Origin of the sequence: Cellvibrio sp. BR (assembly GCF_000263355.1) — a bacterium.
In the GTDB taxonomy this organism is placed as follows: Bacteria; Pseudomonadota; Gammaproteobacteria; order Pseudomonadales; family Cellvibrionaceae; genus Cellvibrio.
In genome coordinates this window covers 283,984-307,461 of sequence record NZ_JH668201.1, presented here as the reverse complement: position 1 = coordinate 307,461, position 23,478 = coordinate 283,984, and the positions used below count along the sequence as shown (strand labels likewise).

Here is a 23,478-nt window from a genome sequence, read left to right as displayed (position 1 = left end):
TGCCATACTCACCCGAGTATGGCTTTTTTATTTTTAGCGATTATTTTTTGGAGGAAGTATCAATTGCCTGGGTAATCTCTGGCAACGGAGCAAAGTATTGTTCGTAGGCTGGATTTAAATGACTGTTTAATGGATTATTGAGAGCAAACTTTTTCCGCTTATCCAGTTGTATAAACCTCAAACTAGTTAAAAATTTTTTATCCCATAGTGCTTGTAGGCTTTGATCCTGATAGGCAAGCAGCAACCCCTGTTCAATCCTCCTTTTTAATACCTTGCTCCGGGAGCTAAGGAAAAAAAAGCGCGGCAATTTGTAATAAAAGTAGAAACTATCATTAATACTTAGCTGCAAGCCCGTATTGTTATTCAGGTATTCATTCATAATTTGACTGGCCCCCAAACAAAACAAATCCGCCCGACCAGACGCCACCATGCGAAAGGAGCTTTTATAAGCAAACACCTCAAGTGTTTTAAATCCATTGGCATTCAGAACTTTCGTATCGGCCCAGTGAATGCCCTGCAAAATACGGTAACGCTTCAATTCCTCCAAGGTTTTAGCCGCAGCCACTACTGGAGCCACATCTGGATTCACAAAACATACTCGATAACTCAAAACACCTAAATCGATGGGAAACTCTATATAACTTACATCAGCACTTTCAGATCCATCATAACTATCCTCAATAACCAAATCAGAATACTCATTACTAGCAAGCGCTTTTTTAGCCCTAAGCCTATTAACTCCTTCAGGCAAAGGTCGGAGCTGATAGTCACCGTAGCTAGCGCGAGTTTTTTCGAGCGCCAGCCTCAGCACCTCAATAGTGTAATTTTCGTATTGATCGATAGGGGTGCTGGGAATGCGATAATTGACAACTTGCATACCCAAACAGCTACAAGAAGCCCCTACTCCCGACAACAGTACAATCCCGATTATACGGCGCAGATGTAAACACACAATTTTTCTCCCACTGAATACGCTGTTAACCAGCAATATCATCCTTGAGAAGAGTAGATCATTGCTCATCAACTGAAAAAGCATAGCTTGGATACTGTAATTCTACCAACATGCCTCATACCACATTTGTCAACATTTTACATAAAAGGCATAGCTCTATAGAATAGAAAGCAACCCTTTAACCCTACCCCAAACAAGCGAATATGCGATGAAACGAATTGTGATTATTGGCGAAAGTATGCTGGAACTAAGCCCCGCTAGCCCAGATTTATGGCAACAATCATTTGCGGGGGATGTGCACAGTTTGGCGGTATATTTAAAACGCTGCGCCCCTGAAGCAATACAAGTATCGTTTATGAGTGCGGTCGGGATAGACGCCGCTAGCACTAAACTAATCTCCAGCCTGCAGCAAGAGGATATAGATACCTCTTTGATCTATAAGCACCCGAGTAAAACGTTGGGGCTCTATATGATCAACAATACCCCCAGTGGCGAGCGCAGTTTTCAATATTGGCGCAATGACTCAGCGGCAAAACAGGTCATGCATTTACATCAGGCGCAAGTTTCCGCTGCGACTTTCACAACTCCCGATCAAGTGTTTTTTTCGGGCATTTCTCTGGCCATATTAGAAAAAGATAGCCGCACCCTTTTTTGGGATTTTATTCACCACCTGAAACAACAGGGCACACAAGTCATTTTTGACCCTAACTATCGCGCAAAATTATGGGACTCTATTGAAGATTGTAAAGCCCAATACGAACTCGCTTTTCATGCAAGCAATTTGGTTTTACCGAGCTTGGAGGATTTCACCAATCTTTATCAGCTAGACTCCGCAATCGCGGTTAGCAAATTTTTAAGTGCATATGATATTGATGAAATTATTATTAAAGATGGCCCTGCCCCTATTATTTATCAGTCAGGCCAAGAACATTTAGAAGTCGCTATAGAAGCCGTCACTCAGGTTATAGATACAACTGCAGCAGGCGATTCATTTAATGGCAGCTATCTGGCAGCACGCGCACGCGGGTTAAGCCCAGAAAACGCCATTCGGTTTGCGGCAAAAATATCTGCACTGGTAATTCAACACAAAGGAGCCATTCTTAATCGCGACCTCTTCATGCGCCACCTCATCAAATCAGCTCATTAAAATCGCCTTTTACCGCTACTTTTTCACCTCACACTCAAGCAAACAAGCTCCAGTTCCGCTGGAGCTTTTACTAAGCAGATCACAAATAAATAATTATAGATCCGCATAATTTTTTCATTCTAATCCTTGCGAACAGCAACACAAAATAATTCTACCATCAGCATAAACTCAATCTGTTAGCGGATTCCGCTACACCTATTCAAACAGACCCATCTACTGTCAGCTTTAGCTAAAAGGAGATAAACATGAATAAAATAAAATTTTGTTTTTCTATTTCTGCATTATTGTTTTCAAGCACATTATTGGCACAGGATCAGTGCAACACTACAAGCGAGTGTAAAAACACTTATGGTAGCTCTGCGACAGACTGTGCCAACAGCAAATCCAGCCTTAGTATTTGCATGTGCGGCACACTGCGCTGCGACAATTTTGGTCAACCTACTATCAGCTACATCAATGTCCCAGCCAAAATTCAGGCAGAAGATTATTTGACCGCATTTGATACAACATCAGGCAACCAAGGAGGACAAGGGCAAACAGGCAATGTTGATATTCAAGCGACAACTGACACTGGTGGTGGCCTCAATGTCGGCTGGATTAATAGCGGAGAATGGCTGGAATACCCCATCAATATCACTAGTGCAGGCGAATACCAACTTCAACTCCGCATTGCATCGCCCAACACTTCCGGCACACTCGGTATTGATATTGATGGCGCTCTGTTGGGTAGCACACTGACCATTCCAAACACAGGCGGATGGCAAAACTGGCAAACAATCAGTTCGGCTAAAAAAAGCCTGACCGCAGGCAAAAAAATGCTGCGTTTAAATATGCTCACAGGTGGATTCAACATCAATTGGATCGACATTAAAAAGGTAGAACCAGATACCAACAATCCACCAGTGGATAATGTCATTCTCGGAAAATTTAATACAACCAAGGATTTATTACTTGCACACTTCGATCAAAAACCTGATCTAGATGATGTGCACGCAGTTGCTGCCCTTGCCACCATGTTGCGCGACTCACGCTTTAATAATGTGAAATACCATGCAGTAGCTGGAACTATCGGCACTCAAGGTGGCCGCTATATAGATGCTCCGCAACTTTTTAACTTAGCGTTTGGAAATAATTGGTCTAACGCCTCTACCGATTGGAATGCTGCCGTTAATAGCGTCACGCAAAAAGCCTTGGCAACATTGAATACCGGCGGCGATATTTGGGTACAAGAAGCGGGCCAATCGAATTTTACCGCTGATGTACTCAGAGCCATTCAGCAGGCTAATCCCAGCATTAATTTGAAAACGCGCTTTCATGTTGTTCAACACAGCAACTGGAACGAAGATAAAACAACACCCGCCGATTTAACCTATGTGAAAAATACCGCGCAATACAACAAAATTGCAGACGGCAATTCAACGGGCAATGGCACACCGGGATTTAACACCAGAGACGGTAGTGATTGGCAGAGAGCAAAAGCCGATGTTGGTGTAGGCAATATCTGGAGTGAGGCACAACGAGTTGCGGATGCAAATAACAATATCAGCGGATACGAAAACCCCTCAATTAAAGCCGGTGGTTTTGATTTTTCCGACTGTGTTGAAAATGCTTGGATATTCGGATTCTTAACACTTAACAACTCCAAAGCATTTTTTAACGAGTTTCTTTCGAACAATGTTGCCGCATCAAGTAAGCCAACATCCCCTCAAATTAAATCTGGCACCTCTTCAGATTTAGCTTCAGTAAATTGGGAGCTAGTTGAAAACATGTCTGACGAGTTCAATGACACCATATTGGATAGTACAAAATGGCAAGCTGAACCTAAGGGAAATGGTTGGGTATGGGATGGTCGAGCGCCGGGTTTATTCACTACCGATAACATAACCCTTAGCCAAGGGTCATTGAATGTTGAGGTGAGCGAACTCAATCAACCTATTATTAAAAATGGAAAAACATTTTTATATAAAGGAGCGATTGTTCGATCTCTTAACCCCGGCCAAGTCGGTTGGTATTATGAAGCTCGCATGAAAGCCAATGCAACCGAAATGTCGTCAACTTTCTGGCTAATGACCAAAGAGACAGATCAAACGTCCGAGAAAAAACTTGAGCTTGATATTCAAGAGTGCGTTGGTAAAGTTTCCCCTACTGCAGCCGACTGGGTAAATGGGTGGGATAAAATATTCCATTCAAACGCAATTCATCGCACCAATACCTACAACCCTACTCAAGTACAAATTCAAGGGCAAAGCTCATTAACAGAAAAAAATCACTCTCGTTATTTTACCTATGCCGCTTGGTGGAAATCACCAACAGAAATACGCTTTTACCTTGATGGAGAATATAAATATTCAATCACGCCGTCAGTGGATTGGGACGTTCCCGCATTTTATCAAATGGCAATAGAGACATACGATTGGAATCCAGTCCCATCAGATGGCGGCTTAGTTAAAGCGGGCAGCAAAGAAGAGCGTACGACTCGCTATGATTGGATTAGAACTTGGAAAATCAAAAATTAGTTTTTCCTATTTCACATATTGATGAAGCCTATAAAGATAGGCTTACTATTTTTTAGAACATATTTTAAAGCCCTTAAAAACATATTAGATCAAAGCTCCTATTTCTATTTTAGAAACCAAGAAATAATTAAAGATTAAATAACTAATCTAAACAAACTAATGACACTTTCAACTAGTTTCTGAATGTGTCATTTTTATTCAGTGGGCATAAAAAGCTGGTATTAACTCAGTCAGCTCAATCAAGCAGATGTCAAATTTCTGATATTTCTTCACCTTATCTGTGTATTAGCCACAAGCTCTCCGCTCTATCATAAAAGCCATCAATGATCGCTTGGAGACTCCCACCATGAGTAAGTGCCCGTTTAATCACACTGGTATTCCCGACCCTTTTGAGCAAGCTCGCACTGAGCAAGGTGTTGGTTTTGTGGATGATCAAAATGATCCAGTGATGATGGTGCTGCGCCATAAAGATTTACGCAAATGCGCGCACGACTGGAAAACCTTTAGCTCTGCTGCCACCCCCGGTAGAATTGTGGTGCCATCCGAAGTCAATATTCGCAATATTCGCCAAGTTCCTTTTGAGGTAGACCCGCCCCTACACGGCGATTACCGTGCTTTTTTAGAGCCTTGGTTTAAACGCCCTCTTGCGGAAAATTATCGCCAGAGTTTGCGTCAACAAATTTCGGCATTGGTGCAAGAATCTCTACAACAGGATTCCATTGAAGCCATTTACGATTTTGCGCTGCCGCTACAATCTCGCGCCTTAACCCTACTGCTTAATATTCCTTATGCAGAAGCGGAGGTATTTATCAGCTGGGGAACCCACGTATTTCGCAGTGAAGATAATCCATTAGATGGCAGCAAAGCCCAGGTACTTTATAACTATATTGATAAAAAAATCGCCGAGGCAGAAAAATCGCCCAGCGACGATATTTTTTCGGTGTTATTAGCCACTGAAGTGCAAGGCAGAAAATTAACTCACGATGAAATTAAAGGCATCATTGTGCTCACCTTTGCTGGCGGCCGCGACACAGTGATCAATATGGTCACCAATACTCTCGCTTATTTGGGTGAAAATCCCGAATCCCTGACGCGTTTACGCAAAGAACCTGAAATTCATAACCGTGCGATTGAAGAACTCATACGTTATTTCTCTCCCCTCACCCATATGGGAAGAGTTGCGACTAAAGACAGCGAGGTCTGTGGCCATGCAGTCAAAAACGATACCCGGATATCACTCTGCTGGGCCTCCGCCAATCGGGATGCAAGCGTTTTTGAAAACCCTAACGAGGTAGTGTTGGATCGAAAATTAAATCCGCACGTCGGTTTTGGTTTTAGTCATCACAACTGCCTTGGTGCAACTCACGCACGGGTAATCATGCAAATTCTGTTGGATGAGCTGTGCCAACAAGTCGATAAAATCACCCTGGGCGATGCACAAGAAAATATTGAAAATTGGGGTGATTTCCAGCGCAAGGTTGGCTACCACAAGTTGCATATCCAATTATCCAAATAATGTTTTGTTCAAACAAAGATTGAACCCAACACTTTTACGCGAGAATACAAAATGGCAAAAATTACTTTTATTACCCCCAACAAAGACAGCATCACTTTGGAAGCAACTTCAGGCAGTGCAATGGAGCTGGCGGTTAACAATGGCATTCCAGGTATTGGCGGCGACTGTGGTGGCGTCTGCTCCTGTGCAACTTGCCATGTTTATGTTCCAGCAGAGCATGCCAGCAAATTAACTGCTGCCAGTGATATTGAAAAAGATATGCTGGAGCTGGACGACAATGTAAATGAGTTCAGTCGTTTGTGTTGCCAAATTGAAATAACCCCCCATGTAGATGGCTTGGTACTCGAAGTTGTTGGCTAAACAATCCAAACCAACCAACAACATTCAAACAACCATAAACAATTATTTGTGGGTTAAAGGCTATGACTAAGCATCCGCTTACAACAGCAACTTGTATTATCGTCGGCGCCAGTCACGCCGGTGTTAACGCCGCCTTTGCACTTCGCAAAGAGGGCTGGGCAGGAAAAATTGTACTTATCGATAGCGACCCAAGGCTGCCCTATCACCGCCCGCCACTGTCAAAAACCTATATCACCAGCGATGATCCCATCGAAAAACTGGCGCTCAAGCCAGAAGCCAGTTACACACAAGATGACATCGAATTATTGCTGGGGGTTACAGTCACCCAGCTGGATGCTAAGGCAAAAAAAATCTCTACCCATAGTGGTGATGAACTCTATTATGACAAATTAATTCTCGCTACCGGCGCAAGCCCTATAGTGCCAGCGATTAGCGGTTTGACTGATGCGCACAATCTTTTTTTTATGCGCAATCTGGAAGATAGCCTTGGCATCAAAGCGGCTCTTCACAACAGCTCAAACAAACGTATCGTGATTATTGGCGGTGGTTATATTGGCTTGGAAACGGCGGCCTCGCTGAAAAAATTGGGCGCATCCGTGGTGGTACTAGAACGTGAAAATCGTATTCTCGCCCGTGTTACTGCACCGGAAATGTCGGCATTCTTTTTACAATTGCACGAATCTCATGGCGTAAACATTATTACCGATAAAAATGTCAGTGCCATCAACACTGACGCTGGTGTTAATAATGTGATCACCAGTGACGGCGCGGAATATCCAGCCGATATTATTATTGTTGGTGTCGGGGTGCGCGTAAATAAAACTCTCGCAGAACAAGCGGGCTTAACCATCGAAAATGGTATTTGTGTTGATGCACAGGCACGCACCAGCGATGAAAACATCTATGCCATTGGCGACTGCACTTATCACTTTAACCCCCACTATCAACGCTACATACGTTTGGAATCGGTACAAAACGCTGTCGATCAAGCCAAAATTGCCGCCTTAGCTATTTGCGGCAAAGGGCAAGATTACAATACCCTGCCCTGGTTTTGGTCCGATCAGTACGATGTGAAATTACAAATGGTAGGACTTTCAACCGGTTATGACCAAGTCATAATTCGACACGAAAACACCACTGAACAAAAGTTTTCCACTTGGTATTTTTCCGGTGATGAGTTGCTGGCGGTAGATGCGATCAACAATGCCAAAGCTTATGTAATGGGTACAAAAATAATCAAAGCCAAAATGCGGATCAACAAAACCGCGCTGGCAGATAGCAACTGTGAATTGACGTTAGATCGATTGCAATAAACTTCTGCACTACCAATACAATATGGCCGCTCAATGTAGCAATACAGAACGTCCATATTGATCTTTATTTAATGTACCACTGCGGTTTTTGCGCATCCTGCAGGTTTTCTTGGTAGAGCGCCTCATAAAAACTATCCCGTCTTTTTTCGTAAGCCTCGTTTTGCAACAGCACATTGCGTTGATTCTTTTTATTCCAATCGTTCCAAAGCTTGGCTAACTGTTGTTCTTGCTTTGGTCTTTGTCCGGCAATATTGTGCTGTTCAATAGGATCTTTAACCATATCAAAAAAAGCGAGACCTAAATCTGGCAACGGCTGGTTTAAATATTTTTCGGTTTGGGTGCGCACTGCCCATAGGTTATCGGCCTCCTCCATACGCCAAAATAAGGCTTTGTGCGGTGATTGTTTACTTTTACCGGTAACGTAAGCAGTGAGATCTACACCATCAAGTTTGGCATCTTTAGTATTAGCGCCCGCCAGAGCTAAAGAAGTGGCGGCAATATCCAAGGCGGAAACCAATCCGTTTAAACGTTTACCTTTGGTAATTTTTTTGGGCCAGTGAGCAATAAAAGGTACATGTACTCCGCCTTCAGTAAGCGCTACTTTACCGAAACGGAAAGGGCTGTTATCGGCCCAGGTATAGTCAGGCCACCATGAGTAAGGATAAAGCCCACCGTTATCGCTCAAGAAAAAAATGAGCGTATTGTCCAGCTCACCGCTTTTATCCAAAGCGTCGATCAGCATACCAATACCTTCATCCATGGCATCCACCATAGCGGCATAGGTGCGGCGTTTTTCATCTTTAATATGCGCGTATTTCTCAAGATAATTTTGTGGCGCCTGGAGCGGTGCGTGGGGCGCGTTGTAACTCATGTAAATAAAAAATGGCGCCTGTTCTTTGCTGGTGCGTTCAATATAACGCGCTGCATCGCGGCTTAAGGCTGTGGTTAAGTATTCATCAAATTCAGCAACACCTTTGTTGCGCATAATGGGTAGCAGATAGCCGCCAGCCCCCAAATGAACCTCTCCGGGCATATAATTGTGGCCGCCATCCAAGAATCCGTAAAAATAATCAAAACCGCGTTCATTAGGCTGAAAGTGTGGCGCACCACCTAAATGCCATTTGCCAAAAATAGCGGTTTTATAACCGACTTCTTGCAGCCGCGCCGGAAAGGTTTTTTCCGTTAAGGGTAAGCCCATGTATTTGTCGTCAGGGGAGTAAGTCACATTATTTTCCATACCAAAGCGCGCTTGATAGCGCCCAGTAATTAGACCCGCACGGGACGGCCCGCAATAGGGATGAGTGACGTAGCCGTTTTCAAAAACCACCCCCTCGTTGGCAAGTGCATCAAGACGCGGTGTTTTAATTTCTGTTTGGCCATTGGTAAATCCAACATCGTTATAGCCCAAATCATCAGCCAATATCACTACAATATTCGGGCGTTTATCCGCACCCAGTGCGCTGCAACTAATCACCACCATAAATGCGGCCTGCATTAACCGCTGGCTTAGTTTCATCATTTTAATACTCCTGTCAGTCACGGGTTTTACATTAATCTTGTTATTCGGGTTTATGCCAGTAATCATCCATACGTTTAATTACCGCACCTAAAAATTCGGGTTTTAGTTGCCACGCGGGGCGATCCAGCGTTAATTCCCATGCAAATAGCTGGCGATAAAGTTGGCTAACTTTAGCAGGATTTTGCAGCGCCAAATCAGTTAACTCGGAGGGATCTGTAGCAATGTTGTATAACTCTGCCGGGCGATCAGGAAAGCGCAGTAATTTCCAATCGCCCTGCCGCAGAGCGGCAATTGGCCCCTCACGCCAGAATAAATTTTTGTGTGGCGACTGACTATTTTTCCCCTGTAAAAAGGGTTTAAGGTCAACACCATCCCAATCTGTAACCTGACGCACATCGCCTCCGGCGGCGGCATAAAAAGTGGGTAATAAATCCAGAGTGGAAACCATAGGGTCATAACTACTACCGGGCTTAGTTACACCCGGCCAGCGCATAATCATTGGCACCCGAATACCGCCTTCTAGCAGATTGGCCTTGGTGCCACTCAAGGGGAGATTAATCGAGCCATTGTGATCGCTGGGGCCACCGTTATCGTTGGTAAATATCACCAGCGTGTTCTCACTTAAACCTTCCTGTTGCAGTGTTTGCAACACTCGGCCTATAGCTCTATCCATGTTTAACATCATGGCAGCATAGATTTTTCGCTCCCCAGTAAGATGAGGAAATTGGTCGAGATCGCTCTTCTCTGCCTCCATCGGATAATGAGGTGCAGACAACGATAGAAAAGTAAAAAAAGGTTGGTGTTTATTGCGCTTAATAAACTCGATAGTCTCATTCGCTAGCGCATCAGTCAGGTAGAGTGGGCTTTCGCCGTAATTATTAAAATTGCGCTCTAAAAAATCTTCCCGGCGCGAACTGGGGTGTGCTTGGGTAAAGGGAAAATAACTGCGCGCACCGCCGCGAAAACCAAAAAATTCATCGAATCCCCGCTTGAGCGGATGAAACCTATCCTCATTGCCTTGGTGCCATTTACCTATAAGACTGGTGCGGTAACCGCGTTCAGCTAAATAATTAGCCATGGTGAGCTGATCCAAACGCATGCCCATATCATCGCCAGTGGCGCCTGAGCTGCTCATATAACCCGGTACATTGTTTTCTTCAAAACCAAAACGTTGCGGATATTTACCGGTGAGTAATCCAGCGCGCGAGGGACCACAGACCGAGGCGCTGACATAAGCCTGTTTAAATACCACGCCCTCTTGCGCTAATTGATCCAAATTGGGCGTGGGAATTTCAGTGCTGCCCTGAAAGCCAAAATCGGCATAACCGGCATCATCAGAAAGAATAAAAACGATATTGGGTTTTGCCAGTTCGGCGCCATAACAGGCCCAAGCACTACAGATGAGTAATGCTAAGCCAAGGTAAGAGAGGTAGTTGTGAATAGAATTGCGCTGATTTTTATGCATGGTATTTGGCTCGCAGCAAAGGACTAATCATTATTAATAGCTTAATGATTAGTTCAAAACTCGGCTTTCAGAATCCTGCACCACGCCCTTCAAAATCCTGAACCACGCCCTTCAGAATCCGGAACAAGCATCTAAGCAATTGATTAACAACGATTAATTACTTAGGGAAACATTCTATGCGCCAAATTAATTTGCTTAAGGTGACTGATGGTTCTTTTGAAAATCAACCGGTGCTTGCCCGGTTTCTTTTTTGAACACAGTGCTGAAATAATTTGCACTGTTAAAACCGACATCAAAAGCGGTTGTTGTGACTGATTGCACCAAAAGTAATTTTTTAGCCTCATTAATTCGAGTACTGACTAAATACTGATTCAAGGTCTGCCCCGTATTTTTTTTGAACACCCGCATAAGATAAGACTGACTGACATTAAATTCTTGCGCGATACTCGCCACATCAATCTCATCGCGATAATGTTGGCTGATAAAGGCTTGTGCGCGCGCAGCAATTGAATGTTCCTGCTCTTTGGGCAACTGAGTAATCAGTTTGGAAAACGCTAGGGCTTCATCCGCAATAATCGCGCGCACTGCGAGCAAATCGCCACTATTTTCAAGCGCCTGATTGCGCTCCACATTGCGCGCCAGAAGATTATCGAGATTGCCACCGGCCTCAATCCCTAAGCCCGTTAGACGATCGATAGTTTCGCGCACTTTAAGTTTATAAAGCGCAAGATTGCCGCGAGTGCTGGCCTCCAACTGCCCCAATAAGATATCGATATCTTGCTTTGAGGCGTTTTTTCCCGAACCAATCAATAACTGCAACTCCTCTTGCAATAACTCGGCTCGCCCTTTGGTGTAGCGAATGTCTTGATACACCGCCCAGCACCAACAGCAAGTAGTCACTATGGCACCAAGGTAAAGCAACCAATAGGATTGCTGAAACAAAGTAGTCGCACCATGAAACAGCCCGAAGCTAATACTGCCTGCCAAAAAACTGAGTGCTACGGGGCTGCGCCGCCCTTGGAGCTGCTGATAAAGCAAATAGCAACAGGGCGCGATAAGTGCGAGCAGGAGGTAAAACGTTAAACTCCATTCACCGAGCTTAACACTCGGAGTAAACGGCAACAGCGCGCTAAACCCATCAGGCACTAACAGCTGCCCCGTAGTCGCATCCATTATGACAATGTAACCACCGCTCGCGAGCAAACCCAACGAATACAGCAGCCCTTGGCAGCGCCTAGTTACATGCGTTCCAGTTTGTAACGCCGTGGCAATCACCATTGAAGGTATGCCCAACGCAAATAACACCAGTACGCGAAAAAATAAAATCCCTAATTGTGAATCAGCCTCAGCAAAATTTTGCAGCGCTTTGCCCAACAGATAAATAACATAACAAACGAGATAACAAACATGAAAACCATAACCCGATAAAACTCGCCGACTCACCAATGAAAAATAAACCAGGACCACCAAGATCAACTGTGCCGATAATATCGGTAACAAAACAAAAAGAATGGTATCTATGGGAATATCAATCATAATATTGGTCGACACGTAAACAGGTATTCGCGCTAGTATAACCCCATAAGCTTAGTCTACATTCAAGTAACAGGGCGATAACAATCAACTTCCACTACACCCAAAGCAAGCGAATTTTTTTCTGGCGCTAACTGCCTTGCTTTTGTATTTTAACATTCTGTAAATGCTACACCGCTTATGATTCGTATTATTACAACCACCTTGAGTATTTTTTCGTTAATGGCTTATGTACTGAATGTCAGTGCAGCAAGCCCTACCCGCCCTGCCGAGAATTTTATCGGTGCAGAGGCCTGCAAAGGCTGCCATCTTAAAGAATACCAACAGTGGCAAAATTCCGATCACGATTGGGCTATGCGCGAAGCCTCAGAACAGTCGGTGTTAGGGAATTTTAATAATCAAGTGTTTGAACACTTTGGCAGCAAATCGCGTTTTTATCGCAAAAATAACGAATTTTGGGTAGAGACCGAGAATGCTGAGGGAGCTCAGCAAAATTTTAAAATTAGCTACACCTTTGGTTTTTTTCCGTTACAGCAATATTTGATCGGTTTTCCCGATGGTCGTTATCAAGCATTGAATATTGCCTGGGACTCGCGCCCTAACGCTGAGGGCGGGCAACGCTGGTATCACCTCTACCCTAATGAAGCTATTCCACACAATGATGTATTGCACTGGACTGGTCCATACTTTAACTGGAATAGTCGCTGCGCCGCCTGCCACTCCACCAACCTTGAGCGCAATTACAATGCAACCAACAATACTTACAATACCCGCTGGTCAGAAATTAATGTGAGTTGCGAAGCTTGCCATGGGCCAGGAAAAAAACATTTACAACTAATAAAAGAAGGAGCGACTAAAAAATATCCGCACAGTGGTTTTGATCTATCCCTTAGCCCTGTTGGCGCTTGGTTAAAAACCCAAGAAAACCCAACCCTGGTTCACACTGGCGAGCGAGATGATAGTCAAGTAGATGTGTGTGGTTCCTGCCATGGGCGACGCGCACAAATTAGCGAAGCACTGCCTTATGGCGCGCCCGCTACTGAATTTCATAATGCTTTTGATTTATCACTCTTGGAAGAACCGCTCTATTACCCAGACGGCCAAATTCGCGACGAAGTATTTGAAATAGGTTCTTTTGTGCAAAGCAAAATGTTTCATAAGGGTGTGACCTGCAGCAATTGCCACGAGCCTCATTCACTCAAATTGCGTGCACCGGGAAATCAAGTTTGCGCCCAGTGCCACGCGCCCGACTATTTTGATACCCCCAAGCATCACCATCACACATCTAAGAGTGCAGGTGCACAATGTGTTAACTGCCATATGCCCAGCACAAATTACATGGTGGTCGATGGGCGCCGAGATCACAGCATTCGTATTCCGCGTCCCGATTTGAGCGATGCATTAGGTGCGCCTAATGCCTGCGTTAATTGCCATCAAAACAAAACAAATCCCTGGGCTGCAACAGCACTACAAGGTTGGTTAGCACAACAGGATAAATCCCTACCCGCCCACTACGGCCAGACCATTCACGCTGCGCAACAGAGACAAGCCAGCGCCGAACCAGCACTCATAAAACTAATTAATTCGCCCACTAGTGCTGCAGCACCCGCACTGGTGCAAGCCACTGCACTGACTTTACTGCCACCCACAGCAGCAAGTTTAGCCAGTGCCCAGCAGAAATTAACAGCTAAAGAACCATTGATTCGCAAAGCGGCGGTAAGTTTTTTTGCAGCGCTGCCTGCCGCTCAACGCCTAGATTATTTATTACCACTGGCCAAGGATAAAGCCAAAGTCGTGCGATTAGAGGTGGCACGCTTGTTAGCAGAAATAAATAGTCAAAACTTAAACAAAGATATTCAAGCGCAACTGGGCAAGTTATTTGCGGAATATATTCAAGCCCAACAAGTAAATGCAGACACCCCCGAAGCACAAATGAATTTGGGAATTTTTTACACCCGGCAACAAAACCTCACCGCAGCGAAAACCGCCTATGAGCTTGCGATTAAATTATCGCCCCAGTTTGCCAATGCCTATTTAAACCTGGCCGATCTTTACCGCATGCAAGGGCTAGAAGCGGCAGCCCAAAAAAGCTTGCAAACAGGCATCGCCATAAATCCCACTAACGCTGCCTTGCACTATGCCCTTGGATTAAGTTTAATTCGTCAAAAAAATTACATTGCGGCTGAAAAAGCGTTGCACCGCGCTACTGAATTAGACAGCACCAATCTTACTTACTTACAAGCTCATGCCCTAACGCTGGAGCAACTAGGACGCAGACCCGATGCCATCAATTTATTGATCAATGCACCTGAACAACGACGTGATAATTTGAGTTTACTCGTTACTTATTTGAAAAAAGAAAATCGGTTAGAAGAAGCGCAGCTGTATACCAAAAAATTGCACTTAATACAGGAATAAAAAATAATCTGGCAAGCCACCTCCAATAAAAAACCTAATGTCTCTAGGAAAAATACTTAGAGACAATAGGCTTTCTTAAACTAGAAAATAATTAATTAAGGAACCAATTCAAACTTATCCGCATTCCACTCCCAAGTGGATGAGGTGGCGCCAGCACTAGTGACGCGAATGGTATGCGCACCTTTGGTTAAGGCAATTTTGCTGACAGAGCTGACTTTTTGGAAACTATCCCAACTGCCATTATTGGGCACGGCTTGAGTTAATACTTTTACTCCATCAACACTGACTTCCAGCGCAGCACCCGACATGGGTGAACTGACATAAGCGTTGAAGGTGTAGCTGCCGTCGGCCGCTACATTAATGGCGTAATCTGCCCAGTCGCCACGCTGATTGTAATTAATCGCACTTACTCCATTTACGCTATAGGTCTTAAAGCCATCGTAAACACCGCCCGTTGCTGAAAAACTTTCCGCTTGTATGATCATGGCCACCGGTGCTGGCGTAGTCGGCGAACCGACAGCTGCGCTGCCTACTTTGGTCACGCGAATTTCATCACCATTCCATTGCCATGCACTAGTACCAGTACTTTCAATGCGAACCGTATGGGTGCCTGCACCAATCGACAAATTATTTGCCAGCGTGGAGGCACTATATAACTCCCAACCACCGGTTGCAGCCAAGCTAGTGGTGCTAACATAAATACCGTCAATACTGAGTTTTGCACCTATACCGCTAGTCATTGGCGATGCAGTGGTAACTTCAATATTGTATTGCCCATCACTCGGCAAAGTAACCAAATAGTCAGCCCAATCACCGGCAGTATTGTAATTAATATTGCCGCTACCGGACTTGTTAAAACCAACATAGGTATCACCCGCTACACTTGCTGTTGATTTACCTGTATCAAAATAATTTGCAAAATCAATAACCGTAGTAGCACTACTGCTACTTGAGTTGCTCAGGCTACTACTTGAAGAACTTACACTATTACTGGAACTAGTCGCGCTGCTGGTAACCGGCTTGTATACGCGAATCCAATCCACAAACATTATGCTCTTACTAGTATCAGCCAACTCTGCTGCTGTTGGTCGTACATCGCGCCAATCTTGATGCTCCACATCAATAATAATGTGCAGCGGTTTATTGATGCCTGTGCCATTGGTAAAGTTATATGGATCAATCATCGCAGGACCGGAAACTGTACGAACTTTTACGCCATCAATGTAGTAGTCCAAATTCCAAGGGTCTTTCCAGTGCACTCCGTAAACATGCATAGCGCCACGCCAAGTGCCACCCGCCGGATTTACAACCCATGATCCCTCATCTTTTGGCTGATAGTCTTGAAACGGACTGCGAATAAATACATGGTGGCTCACATGCATACGCTGATCAAACCACTCTTGCCCTGCACGATCGCTACCATAGGATTCCATGGCATCAATTTCTTGAGTGGAATCCGCACTTAACATCCACACCGCATTAGCCAGAGTGTTGCCGGTATGTTTTACCCGCGCCTCTAAATACAACGGATAAGTAAACGTTTCCTTGGACGAAATAATGCCGGTGTAGATTTTGTTGGTGCCCGCCTTTGCACTTGATTGCAAGGCTAAAGAACCTCCCGAAGTATAGGAATGACCAGCGTTAAATTCACTATCGCCTGGGCCAGTCCAACTATTGATAAAAGAAGGAACCCAGCGCGAGTTAAACTCAGTCGGTTTAAAGGTGGGGCTAGCGGCATAGTTAAACTCATCAGATATTGACTGTAACTGCCAGGTTTTACCCGCGCCTGCAGGCGCCGGAATTGGCACACCATCCCAATCGGCCGCAAAACCAGTAGCAGCGACCGAGCTCAATATGAATACACTGAAATAACCAATTGCTTTTTTCATAATTTTACCTTCGTATTTATCTTTATAAGTTTCCGACTCGAGTCACACGAATTTGATCGCCATTCCATTGCCAGGCGCTGCTTCCCACGCTTTCAATACGCAGCGTATGAGTGCCAGCGCCGATGGGAAGATTATTTGCAAGCGAAAATGTACTGTACACCTCCCAGCCACCAGTCGAACCAACATTGATAGTGCCTACATAAATCCCATCAATACTAAGCTTTGCACCAATTCCATCGGTAGCCATAGGAGACGCTGTAATAATTTCAAACTTATATTTACCATCAGTTGGTAGTGTTATCAGGTAATCACCCCAATCACCCACAGTGTTGTAATTAATATTGCCGCCGCCCGATTTATTAAAACCAATGTAGTTATCACCAGCCACTGGAGCTGTAGACTTACCGGTATCATAATAATTAGCAAAATCGATTAACTGGGCATTGTTGCTTGCGGCGCTGCTAGAACTGCTACTGCTCGCAGGAGCACTGCTGGTAGCTGAGGCAACAGGTTTGTAGACCCGAATCCAATCAACTTTAAAAGTGTGATTATTTACATTAGTAATTTCTGCATCGGTGGGTTGACGACCTTGAGCAGCATTCCAATTTTGGTCTTCCATGTTAATGATAATATCCATCTCTTTGGTAATGCCCTTGCCACCAGTTATATTCCAAGGATCGATTCCATCAATACCATTCACAGTATTAAGTTTATCCATCACCTTAACTAGCTGACCATTCACGTAGTATTCGAGACGGGTTGGACTAGCCCAATAAACACCTATATTTACCCAATTATCAGTCCAGTAGTTAGTACCTTGACCGGCATACCAAGTACTAGCATCACGCGGCTGATAATCCGTGAAGGGATTACGAATAAATAAGTGATGGCTCAAATGCAAATGACGGGCAAACCAATCGTTGCGCGCAGCTTTACCTCCGTATGCTTCGAGAATATCAATTTCTTCTGTATCGTCTGGGCTTAGCAACCACACATCCGAAGCCATAACAGCATTCGCGATTTTCACTCGCGCCTCTACAAATACTGGATACTTAACCCTGGTCGTTGAAGTAATGCATCCTGCACGAGTAGCAGGTGAGGTAAATTGTTCGTTGACACCATCCAAATTCAAATCAACGTCATATGTTTTAGTCTCACCAGCTAGCCGTGTTGCCTTGATTTGCAACTGACCGCCACTTACAGCTACATTCTCACGCCGCCATTTAGTTGGGCCAGGCCCTTCCCAACTATTGTGATAAAAGTTAGTCCATTTACCGCCGAAGGTGGCTGCAGAGGGGGTTGCAGAGAAGTTGTAATTGAATTCATCGGATTGAGGTTGTAGCTGCCAAACTTTCCCAGCACCTGCACTAGCGGGCACAGGATATGCATCCCAATCTGCAGCCAACGAAGCTACTGAAGTCAACATTAATGCAATACAGCATGAAATATGCTTTTTCATAACAGAACTCCACGAAATTATTTTTATACAGGACGGAAAAACGCTTGTTGATATGACGTTAATTGAACTAGGTTAATTATTATTTTTATAAGTCAGGCGACATCTATGTCTAATCAATACAAACCAAATATATGTTAATTGTTAACATTATTCAATAGCCAGGAAAATAACCTTTTCGTCTAAACAAAAAAAGCTGCGGCATAAGGCCGCAGCTTTAAGAAGGGAAAGACATGTGGATGATCAGCTATAGGAATTAAACAATTAGCTCAAACTATTCACCCCGATATTTTCGTCTTGATGAATAGTCACCGGCCAACCCAAAAATTGATTTTCCGGTCCGTTGCTTGCAACGTCCACTAAGAATTTAAACGCTTGAGTGGTATAGGTTTTTGCGACAGTATCAAACACAATAAAACCAAAGCCACTGCCCTTTTCATGCGCTTGAATATAACGATTAGGCGATTTACCCACTTCTGGATTACCAACAGCATAAACATAAATTTTATTTCCGAAGCTATCCAAATATTCGCCAGTTTGCGCGTGACCATGGACAGGACGATGAGCAAAAGGAATTTTGATATCATCAGGGCGCCACCATCTTGGCCAACCGGCTGCAATAGCAGGTGTACAAAAGGCCCAGTTACTATCGCGCTGAGCATTAACGCCGTATTGACACAACGAACCCAGATGTGTGTCGCCACAAATGTGCAACGCTTTTGATGTGCGCATGATTTCAATTGCACGATTGCGTGCACTGGCAGGCCAACCGCTGGAGTCAAAATCATATTTTAAATATTTGGTAGGCAGTGGTTGATGTGTTGATATACCAGCAAAAACAGTTTGGCTTAACACAGCTTTTAATGAATGACTGCGCCAATCATTAGCCCATTGCGCCAAGAACTCTTCTTGTTTGGTTCCTAACAGGTGTAAATCGGCACGATCAAATTGGGGATTGATATAGGTTGGGGCCTCACCCTCCCCAGTTACTCCCACTTGAATATTTAACCGTTCCGGGCCGCTCTTCCACTGACGATCAGCAAGAATCGCAAAGCCTACATTGCCGTATACTAAATCAGTGTAATAAACACTTATGCCACTCGGTGTAGGGGTTGCATCATAGGGTTCCGGGTGATGCGCCGTATTGGTTTTGTGTACCACATTAACAACACGGACTGGCGTTACATAACCACCCCAAGCATCTACATTGCCAGCAATAGGTGCATCTGTTGGCGCAGCAGCACCGCCCTCACCCCACAAATTACCTTGCAAAATATCGTGATCATCAGGCAAACAAATAGTTGGCGCATTGCGCATCACATCTCTAAACGCCCAACCAAACTGATAAAATTTGCGCAGATAATTTAAAATGGCCGGCTCCGCCGGCGTGCGAATAAAACCAAAACCGCCGTGATTTTCATAGAGTTGATCACCGGAAAAAAACACTAAATCCGGATTCAATTTGGCAACATTGTTTGCTACCGGCGCATAGGGAAATGCATAATCATTTTGGCAAGTCAGTGCTGCCATACGCAAATCCCTACCCTCAGGGTTGGCTTTAATAATGCCGGAAAAATAATCTGGCACCTGAGTTCCATCGCGACGCTGCTCGCGATAAACCACACGATAATTTACATCATCCTTTTCATTCCAATGGGCAATACGAAATGTTGCCAACCAGGCATCTGAATCAAGCGTAGCGTTTGCCAAGGTTCTCCAATGACCGGACTTTTCAATTTGTAACTCAACCTCGTTGCTATCATTCACACCCATAGGTCCAGTTAATACACTTAACTTCAATACAAAGCCTTCATCTGTACGTGTATCGTTAAGTGTGTACATAGTCCATAAAATAGGACCAAACTTCTGTTCTGGAACATAGTTAAATGCATCACCTTGCAATGTCCACTTTGAAAACCGATAGGTGGTGCCTTTCGGGTTCGCGGCAATCTCAGAAGAAATAGCAAAATTGCTGACCACAGCGACATTACCCATGATGTTATCGGTTGCTACCAAATCATCTATTTGGCCAATTAATTTTCCACTGCCGACTAACCTTGCTTCAAACTTTAACGCGTAGACACCAATACGCGGCTCACCAGAGAGTTTCAATTCAACTTCTGCATCGCCCAAAGCTTGCAGTAATTCGACGCGCTTATCGCCCAATGCAAGTTGATTATGAATAATTCCAGCGTCAAAGCCTTTCTGCACAAAACAGTTACTGCGATATTCTTTAATATCACTATTCACACCAACGCGAATACCAGCCCCGCCATCTTGCTCACCGTGACTAACTCGCTTAAGGCGAACTGAAAGAGAAAAAATTCCCGAAGCGTTTGTCAGCTGATGAGTCAGAGAGTGAATACTGCGATTACCACCAGTACTCAAACACTCCGCACCGCCATTAACAATACGCCAATCTTCCATGGGGTTAGCCCAATAATCACCGCCAATCCATACGCGATCATGGCTATTACTCCAGGTATCAGCTACCGATGAATCAAGCAGCTGTTGTGTTACTGGCTTATCATTGCTCGTGTTTACAGAACAGCCAATGGCACTAGTTGCCAGACCTGCAACTGCCAACTTTAATGCATCGCGACGTGAAAAAAAATCATTCATAAAACATCCGGTATTTATCAAATATGGGAATTGGAAATCTGCATTGCATGTAGTGATTACATATTTCATCGTTAAAAAAAGAGCCAGCCATTACTGACTAGCTCCTTCGTTCTGAAACAATCATAAACACTATTATTTTTTCGCGCGGCGAGTATACATTTCGCCATGCAACTCTTTGGCGGCTTTCACCATAGGTGCATAGGGTGTATCAGTCACCGACACAAAACCTACATTGTAGTTTTCACCATCATAGGAGCGGCCAGTTACCGGTGAATCCATATACTGGAACCAATGTGCACCAATAAAATAAGGATTATCGACAACCGTTTCCATGTACTCTTTATACATTTTTGCACGATCTTCCTGATTGGCCGCATGCACCAAGCCTGGGTGGAACAAACCTGACTCCGTTGTGCCTACATGGAATTCACCGATTATGCTGGGTTTATCCAGCTCCGCTAAAAACGTCCATTTATTTTTGGTTAAACCTTCTTTATAGAAGTTATAGCTAACAACATCGGCGTATTTTGCCGCTGCTTTAACTACATCTTTTGGCATTCCCCAATCTGCAAAACGCACACCCAAGTACAGGTGATTAGGCATATATTGTGTTAAGGCGCCCTCAACAATTTTGAAATACTCTTCAGCATACTGGGTAAATAACAGACTGAAATCTTGCAATTGAACATCGTTGTTAATGCCAGTTTTTACACCTTTTTGAAATGCATCCCAGGATTCAACTGAGGTTCCCCATGCGGTATTTAATGCTGCTATATCCACATACTTTTCTTTCATCAACTGCGTAAATTTATTTTTCGTTGGCGAGTCTGCGCCATCGCGAGTCAGTGTATTTAACACTATGCCATATTCAGACTCTTTGCTTTCTGAGCGCCCCCAGCTTTTTTCGTTATCAATAAATACGCCGACACACCAAGGGCTATTTTTAGTTTCTTCAGCAATAGCCTTGGCCGTGGCAAGTGCGCGCTCTTTAAATACCGGATCAAATGGATCAGGCAAACCGCCCCAAAAATCATTGCCACTGGAAACTGTTTTGAAGTTGCCAATAATCCAGCCATTGGCAAAATAAGGAATGCGTTGATTGCTGTAGAATTTTGGATCAGTCCAGTTTCCTAGCGAGGTGAAACCCCAATTCAACATGCGATCCACAGTAACTTTTTCCCATTGGCGCAAATAGGAATCAGGTTCTGTTTCACCGTATTTACGCTCAAGATTGGCACTATAGAAACTAAAGGCTTCGCCTTTTAGCAGTGGGCCTGAGTGGGCATCACGATTGTAATCATAGTGATTACCCAAAGGGTCAGTGTGCTTGGGCAACCACTCAAACATGTCGGCGCGAGTTTTAGAAACCAAATGACGGGTTTTTTGCGCCTCTTCTGAAATAAGGATTTTTCCTTTCGAGTCTTCGGGAGTCAAATCATCGGCACTGCGCTGCTCAATAGTTGAAGCATCGTAATCATAGCCAGTCATAGTGTATGCATTGGCTAAACGTATGATATCCAATCCTGTCGCAAAATAAAGATACCCTTCTGGATCAACCAACCACCATTTTCCATCAACTTTTTTAGGATAAAAATAGCCTGTTGCAGGTTGTTTCGGACCATTTTTCCAACCGCCAAAGGTAGATCTGTCCGCCAGTGGCTGGCCATTTTTTAGGTCCTTTAACTCTTGTTCAGTCACTTGAGCCAATTCCGCTTCAGAGTGAATTTTACCGGGGAAGTCGACCTTAGCTGGCTGGCCAAATTTATCCACTATTTTGGTCAAAAAGTTTTTATTCATGGGCGGGTTTTTGATAACCCGAATATTGTCCAGAATAATTTCTTTGTCATGCAGTGCGTATTGCACGCTCAGGGAGATCTGTTGGATTGAGGCTACGTCTAAATTCATTACCCCCCACATCCAAATAAACTGCACATCATCGCCCTCCCAGGTGGGAGGGTTGCCGCGCAAGCCCGATGCAGCATTCAACTCCACTTTGGAATCTGGATTAGCGCTGACCATGTCGTGACCACTTAATTTAGCGTAGTAAACACGGCTGGTTCCGACGGGTACACTCACACTGCGAGTAAAACTGGTCCCATGGGTATCTTGGGCATCCAAAAATAGCTGTACTGAGTGCTCGCCAGGATTGGTAATATCAAAAGCCACACTGATTTCACCCAAATCACTCCAGTCCCAACTAGGTGCCTGGGGCTTTATCAAAACACTAGTATATTCGTGCGCTGCTGAATTGAACTTCACTTTTAACGCGGACGACTCCGCTCCCGCCGCAGATTGACTGTTGACCAGCGTGCCAGTAGCGTTATAGAAGCTTATTTCCGCAGGCAGCTCGGGCTGTTCAAAATCAAATAACAACTTTGCATCGGTATTGGCTGCAGGCGCCATTACCTGGCTGTCTGCTTTCGGCTCTTGCACTTTATCTTGACAGGCCAGCAAGCCTAAAGAAGCAACACAGAGCGCCCCACCTCGAACTAATAATTTGAAAGACCTACCAAGCGTGATGCTGGAATTCATCGTAACCACCTGTATTTTCTCGTTTATATAATGAAGGGTTATGGATAAGGGCAAATCTATGCGTGCAAACTAACTGCATATCAATCAACTCCCTTCTGACACCTCTTTGTCAACAATAAACAATATACAGCATAAGGGGAGATTATCAAGGCGCAAAAAAGTGCTCTTAGGGGAAGCGGCCAGCGTCGGCGCACCAGGTCAAATAAATGACATTATTGGCATGGCAATTGATAGTTAAAA

The 23,478-nt window shown here is 44.3% G+C and carries 14 protein-coding genes; 6 read left to right on the top strand and 8 right to left on the bottom strand.

Annotated features, from left to right (window positions below; genetic code table 11):
- Positions 1-40: 40 nt before the first annotated feature.
- Positions 41-877, bottom strand: a complete 837-nt coding sequence (locus tag O59_RS06575) for a hypothetical protein (protein WP_050976984.1) — start codon at positions 875-877, stop codon at positions 41-43.
- Positions 878-1,172: 295 nt separating this feature from the next.
- On the opposite strand from O59_RS06575, the gene O59_RS06570 reads away from it, so the two are divergent.
- From O59_RS06570 to O59_RS06545, 5 genes are all read left to right on the top strand, one after another.
- Positions 1,173-2,099: a sugar kinase gene (locus O59_RS06570; protein WP_157152503.1), complete on the top strand. Its 927-nt coding sequence runs from the start codon at positions 1,173-1,175 to the stop codon at positions 2,097-2,099.
- Between the two features lie 245 nt (positions 2,100-2,344).
- Positions 2,345-4,615 (top strand): carbohydrate-binding domain-containing protein, encoded by a 2,271-nt coding sequence (locus O59_RS21825; RefSeq protein ID WP_007640778.1) that lies wholly within the window; start codon positions 2,345-2,347, stop codon positions 4,613-4,615.
- Positions 4,616-4,961: 346 nt separating this feature from the next.
- A complete protein-coding gene (locus O59_RS06555; RefSeq protein ID WP_007640776.1) occupies positions 4,962-6,131 on the top strand; it encodes a cytochrome P450 in 1,170 nt (389 codons plus the stop codon).
- A 51-nt stretch (positions 6,132-6,182) separates the two neighbouring features.
- Entirely contained in the window at positions 6,183-6,491 is a 309-nt protein-coding gene (locus O59_RS06550; RefSeq protein WP_007640774.1) for a 2Fe-2S iron-sulfur cluster-binding protein, read from the top strand.
- Positions 6,492-6,553: 62 nt separating this feature from the next.
- The gene (locus tag O59_RS06545; protein ID WP_007640772.1) at positions 6,554-7,804 is read left to right on the top strand and encodes an NAD(P)/FAD-dependent oxidoreductase; all 1,251 of its coding nucleotides are present in this window, start codon (positions 6,554-6,556) and stop codon (positions 7,802-7,804) included.
- 64 nt (positions 7,805-7,868) lie between these two features.
- Here O59_RS06545 and O59_RS06540 read toward each other — a convergent pair whose 3' ends face one another.
- The 3 genes from O59_RS06540 to O59_RS20940 form a co-directional block, all read right to left on the bottom strand.
- Entirely contained in the window at positions 7,869-9,323 is a 1,455-nt protein-coding gene (locus tag O59_RS06540; protein ID WP_007640770.1) for a sulfatase, read from the bottom strand.
- 40 nt (positions 9,324-9,363) lie between these two features.
- Positions 9,364-10,788, bottom strand: coding sequence for a sulfatase-like hydrolase/transferase (locus O59_RS06535; RefSeq protein ID WP_007640768.1), 1,425 nt, complete (start codon positions 10,786-10,788; stop codon positions 9,364-9,366).
- 195 nt (positions 10,789-10,983) lie between these two features.
- Positions 10,984-12,339 (bottom strand): AraC family transcriptional regulator, encoded by a 1,356-nt coding sequence (locus O59_RS20940; RefSeq protein WP_157152502.1) that lies wholly within the window; start codon positions 12,337-12,339, stop codon positions 10,984-10,986.
- Positions 12,340-12,501: 162 nt separating this feature from the next.
- On the opposite strand from O59_RS20940, the gene O59_RS06525 reads away from it, so the two are divergent.
- Positions 12,502-14,739, top strand: a complete 2,238-nt coding sequence (locus tag O59_RS06525) for a tetratricopeptide repeat protein (protein ID WP_007640764.1) — start codon at positions 12,502-12,504, stop codon at positions 14,737-14,739.
- A gap of 95 nt (positions 14,740-14,834) precedes the next feature.
- Here the strand turns inward: O59_RS06525 and O59_RS06520 are convergent, their stop codons facing one another.
- The 4 genes from O59_RS06520 to O59_RS06505 all read right to left on the bottom strand — a co-directional run bounded on the left by O59_RS06520 (position 14,835) and on the right by O59_RS06505 (position 23,238).
- On the bottom strand, positions 14,835-16,628 hold the full coding sequence (locus O59_RS06520; protein WP_007640762.1) for a carbohydrate-binding protein: 1,794 nt from the start codon (positions 16,626-16,628) through the stop codon (positions 14,835-14,837).
- Positions 16,629-16,650: 22 nt separating this feature from the next.
- On the bottom strand, positions 16,651-18,087 hold the full coding sequence (locus O59_RS06515) for a carbohydrate-binding protein (protein ID WP_007640760.1): 1,437 nt from the start codon (positions 18,085-18,087) through the stop codon (positions 16,651-16,653).
- A 261-nt stretch (positions 18,088-18,348) separates the two neighbouring features.
- Complete coding sequence (locus O59_RS06510) at positions 18,349-20,706, bottom strand: alkaline phosphatase D family protein (protein WP_007640758.1); 2,358 nt, start codon at positions 20,704-20,706, stop codon at positions 18,349-18,351.
- A gap of 132 nt (positions 20,707-20,838) precedes the next feature.
- Positions 20,839-23,238, bottom strand: coding sequence for a beta-galactosidase (locus tag O59_RS06505; RefSeq protein ID WP_232283048.1), 2,400 nt, complete (start codon positions 23,236-23,238; stop codon positions 20,839-20,841).
- Between the last annotated feature and the right edge of the window lie 240 nt (positions 23,239-23,478).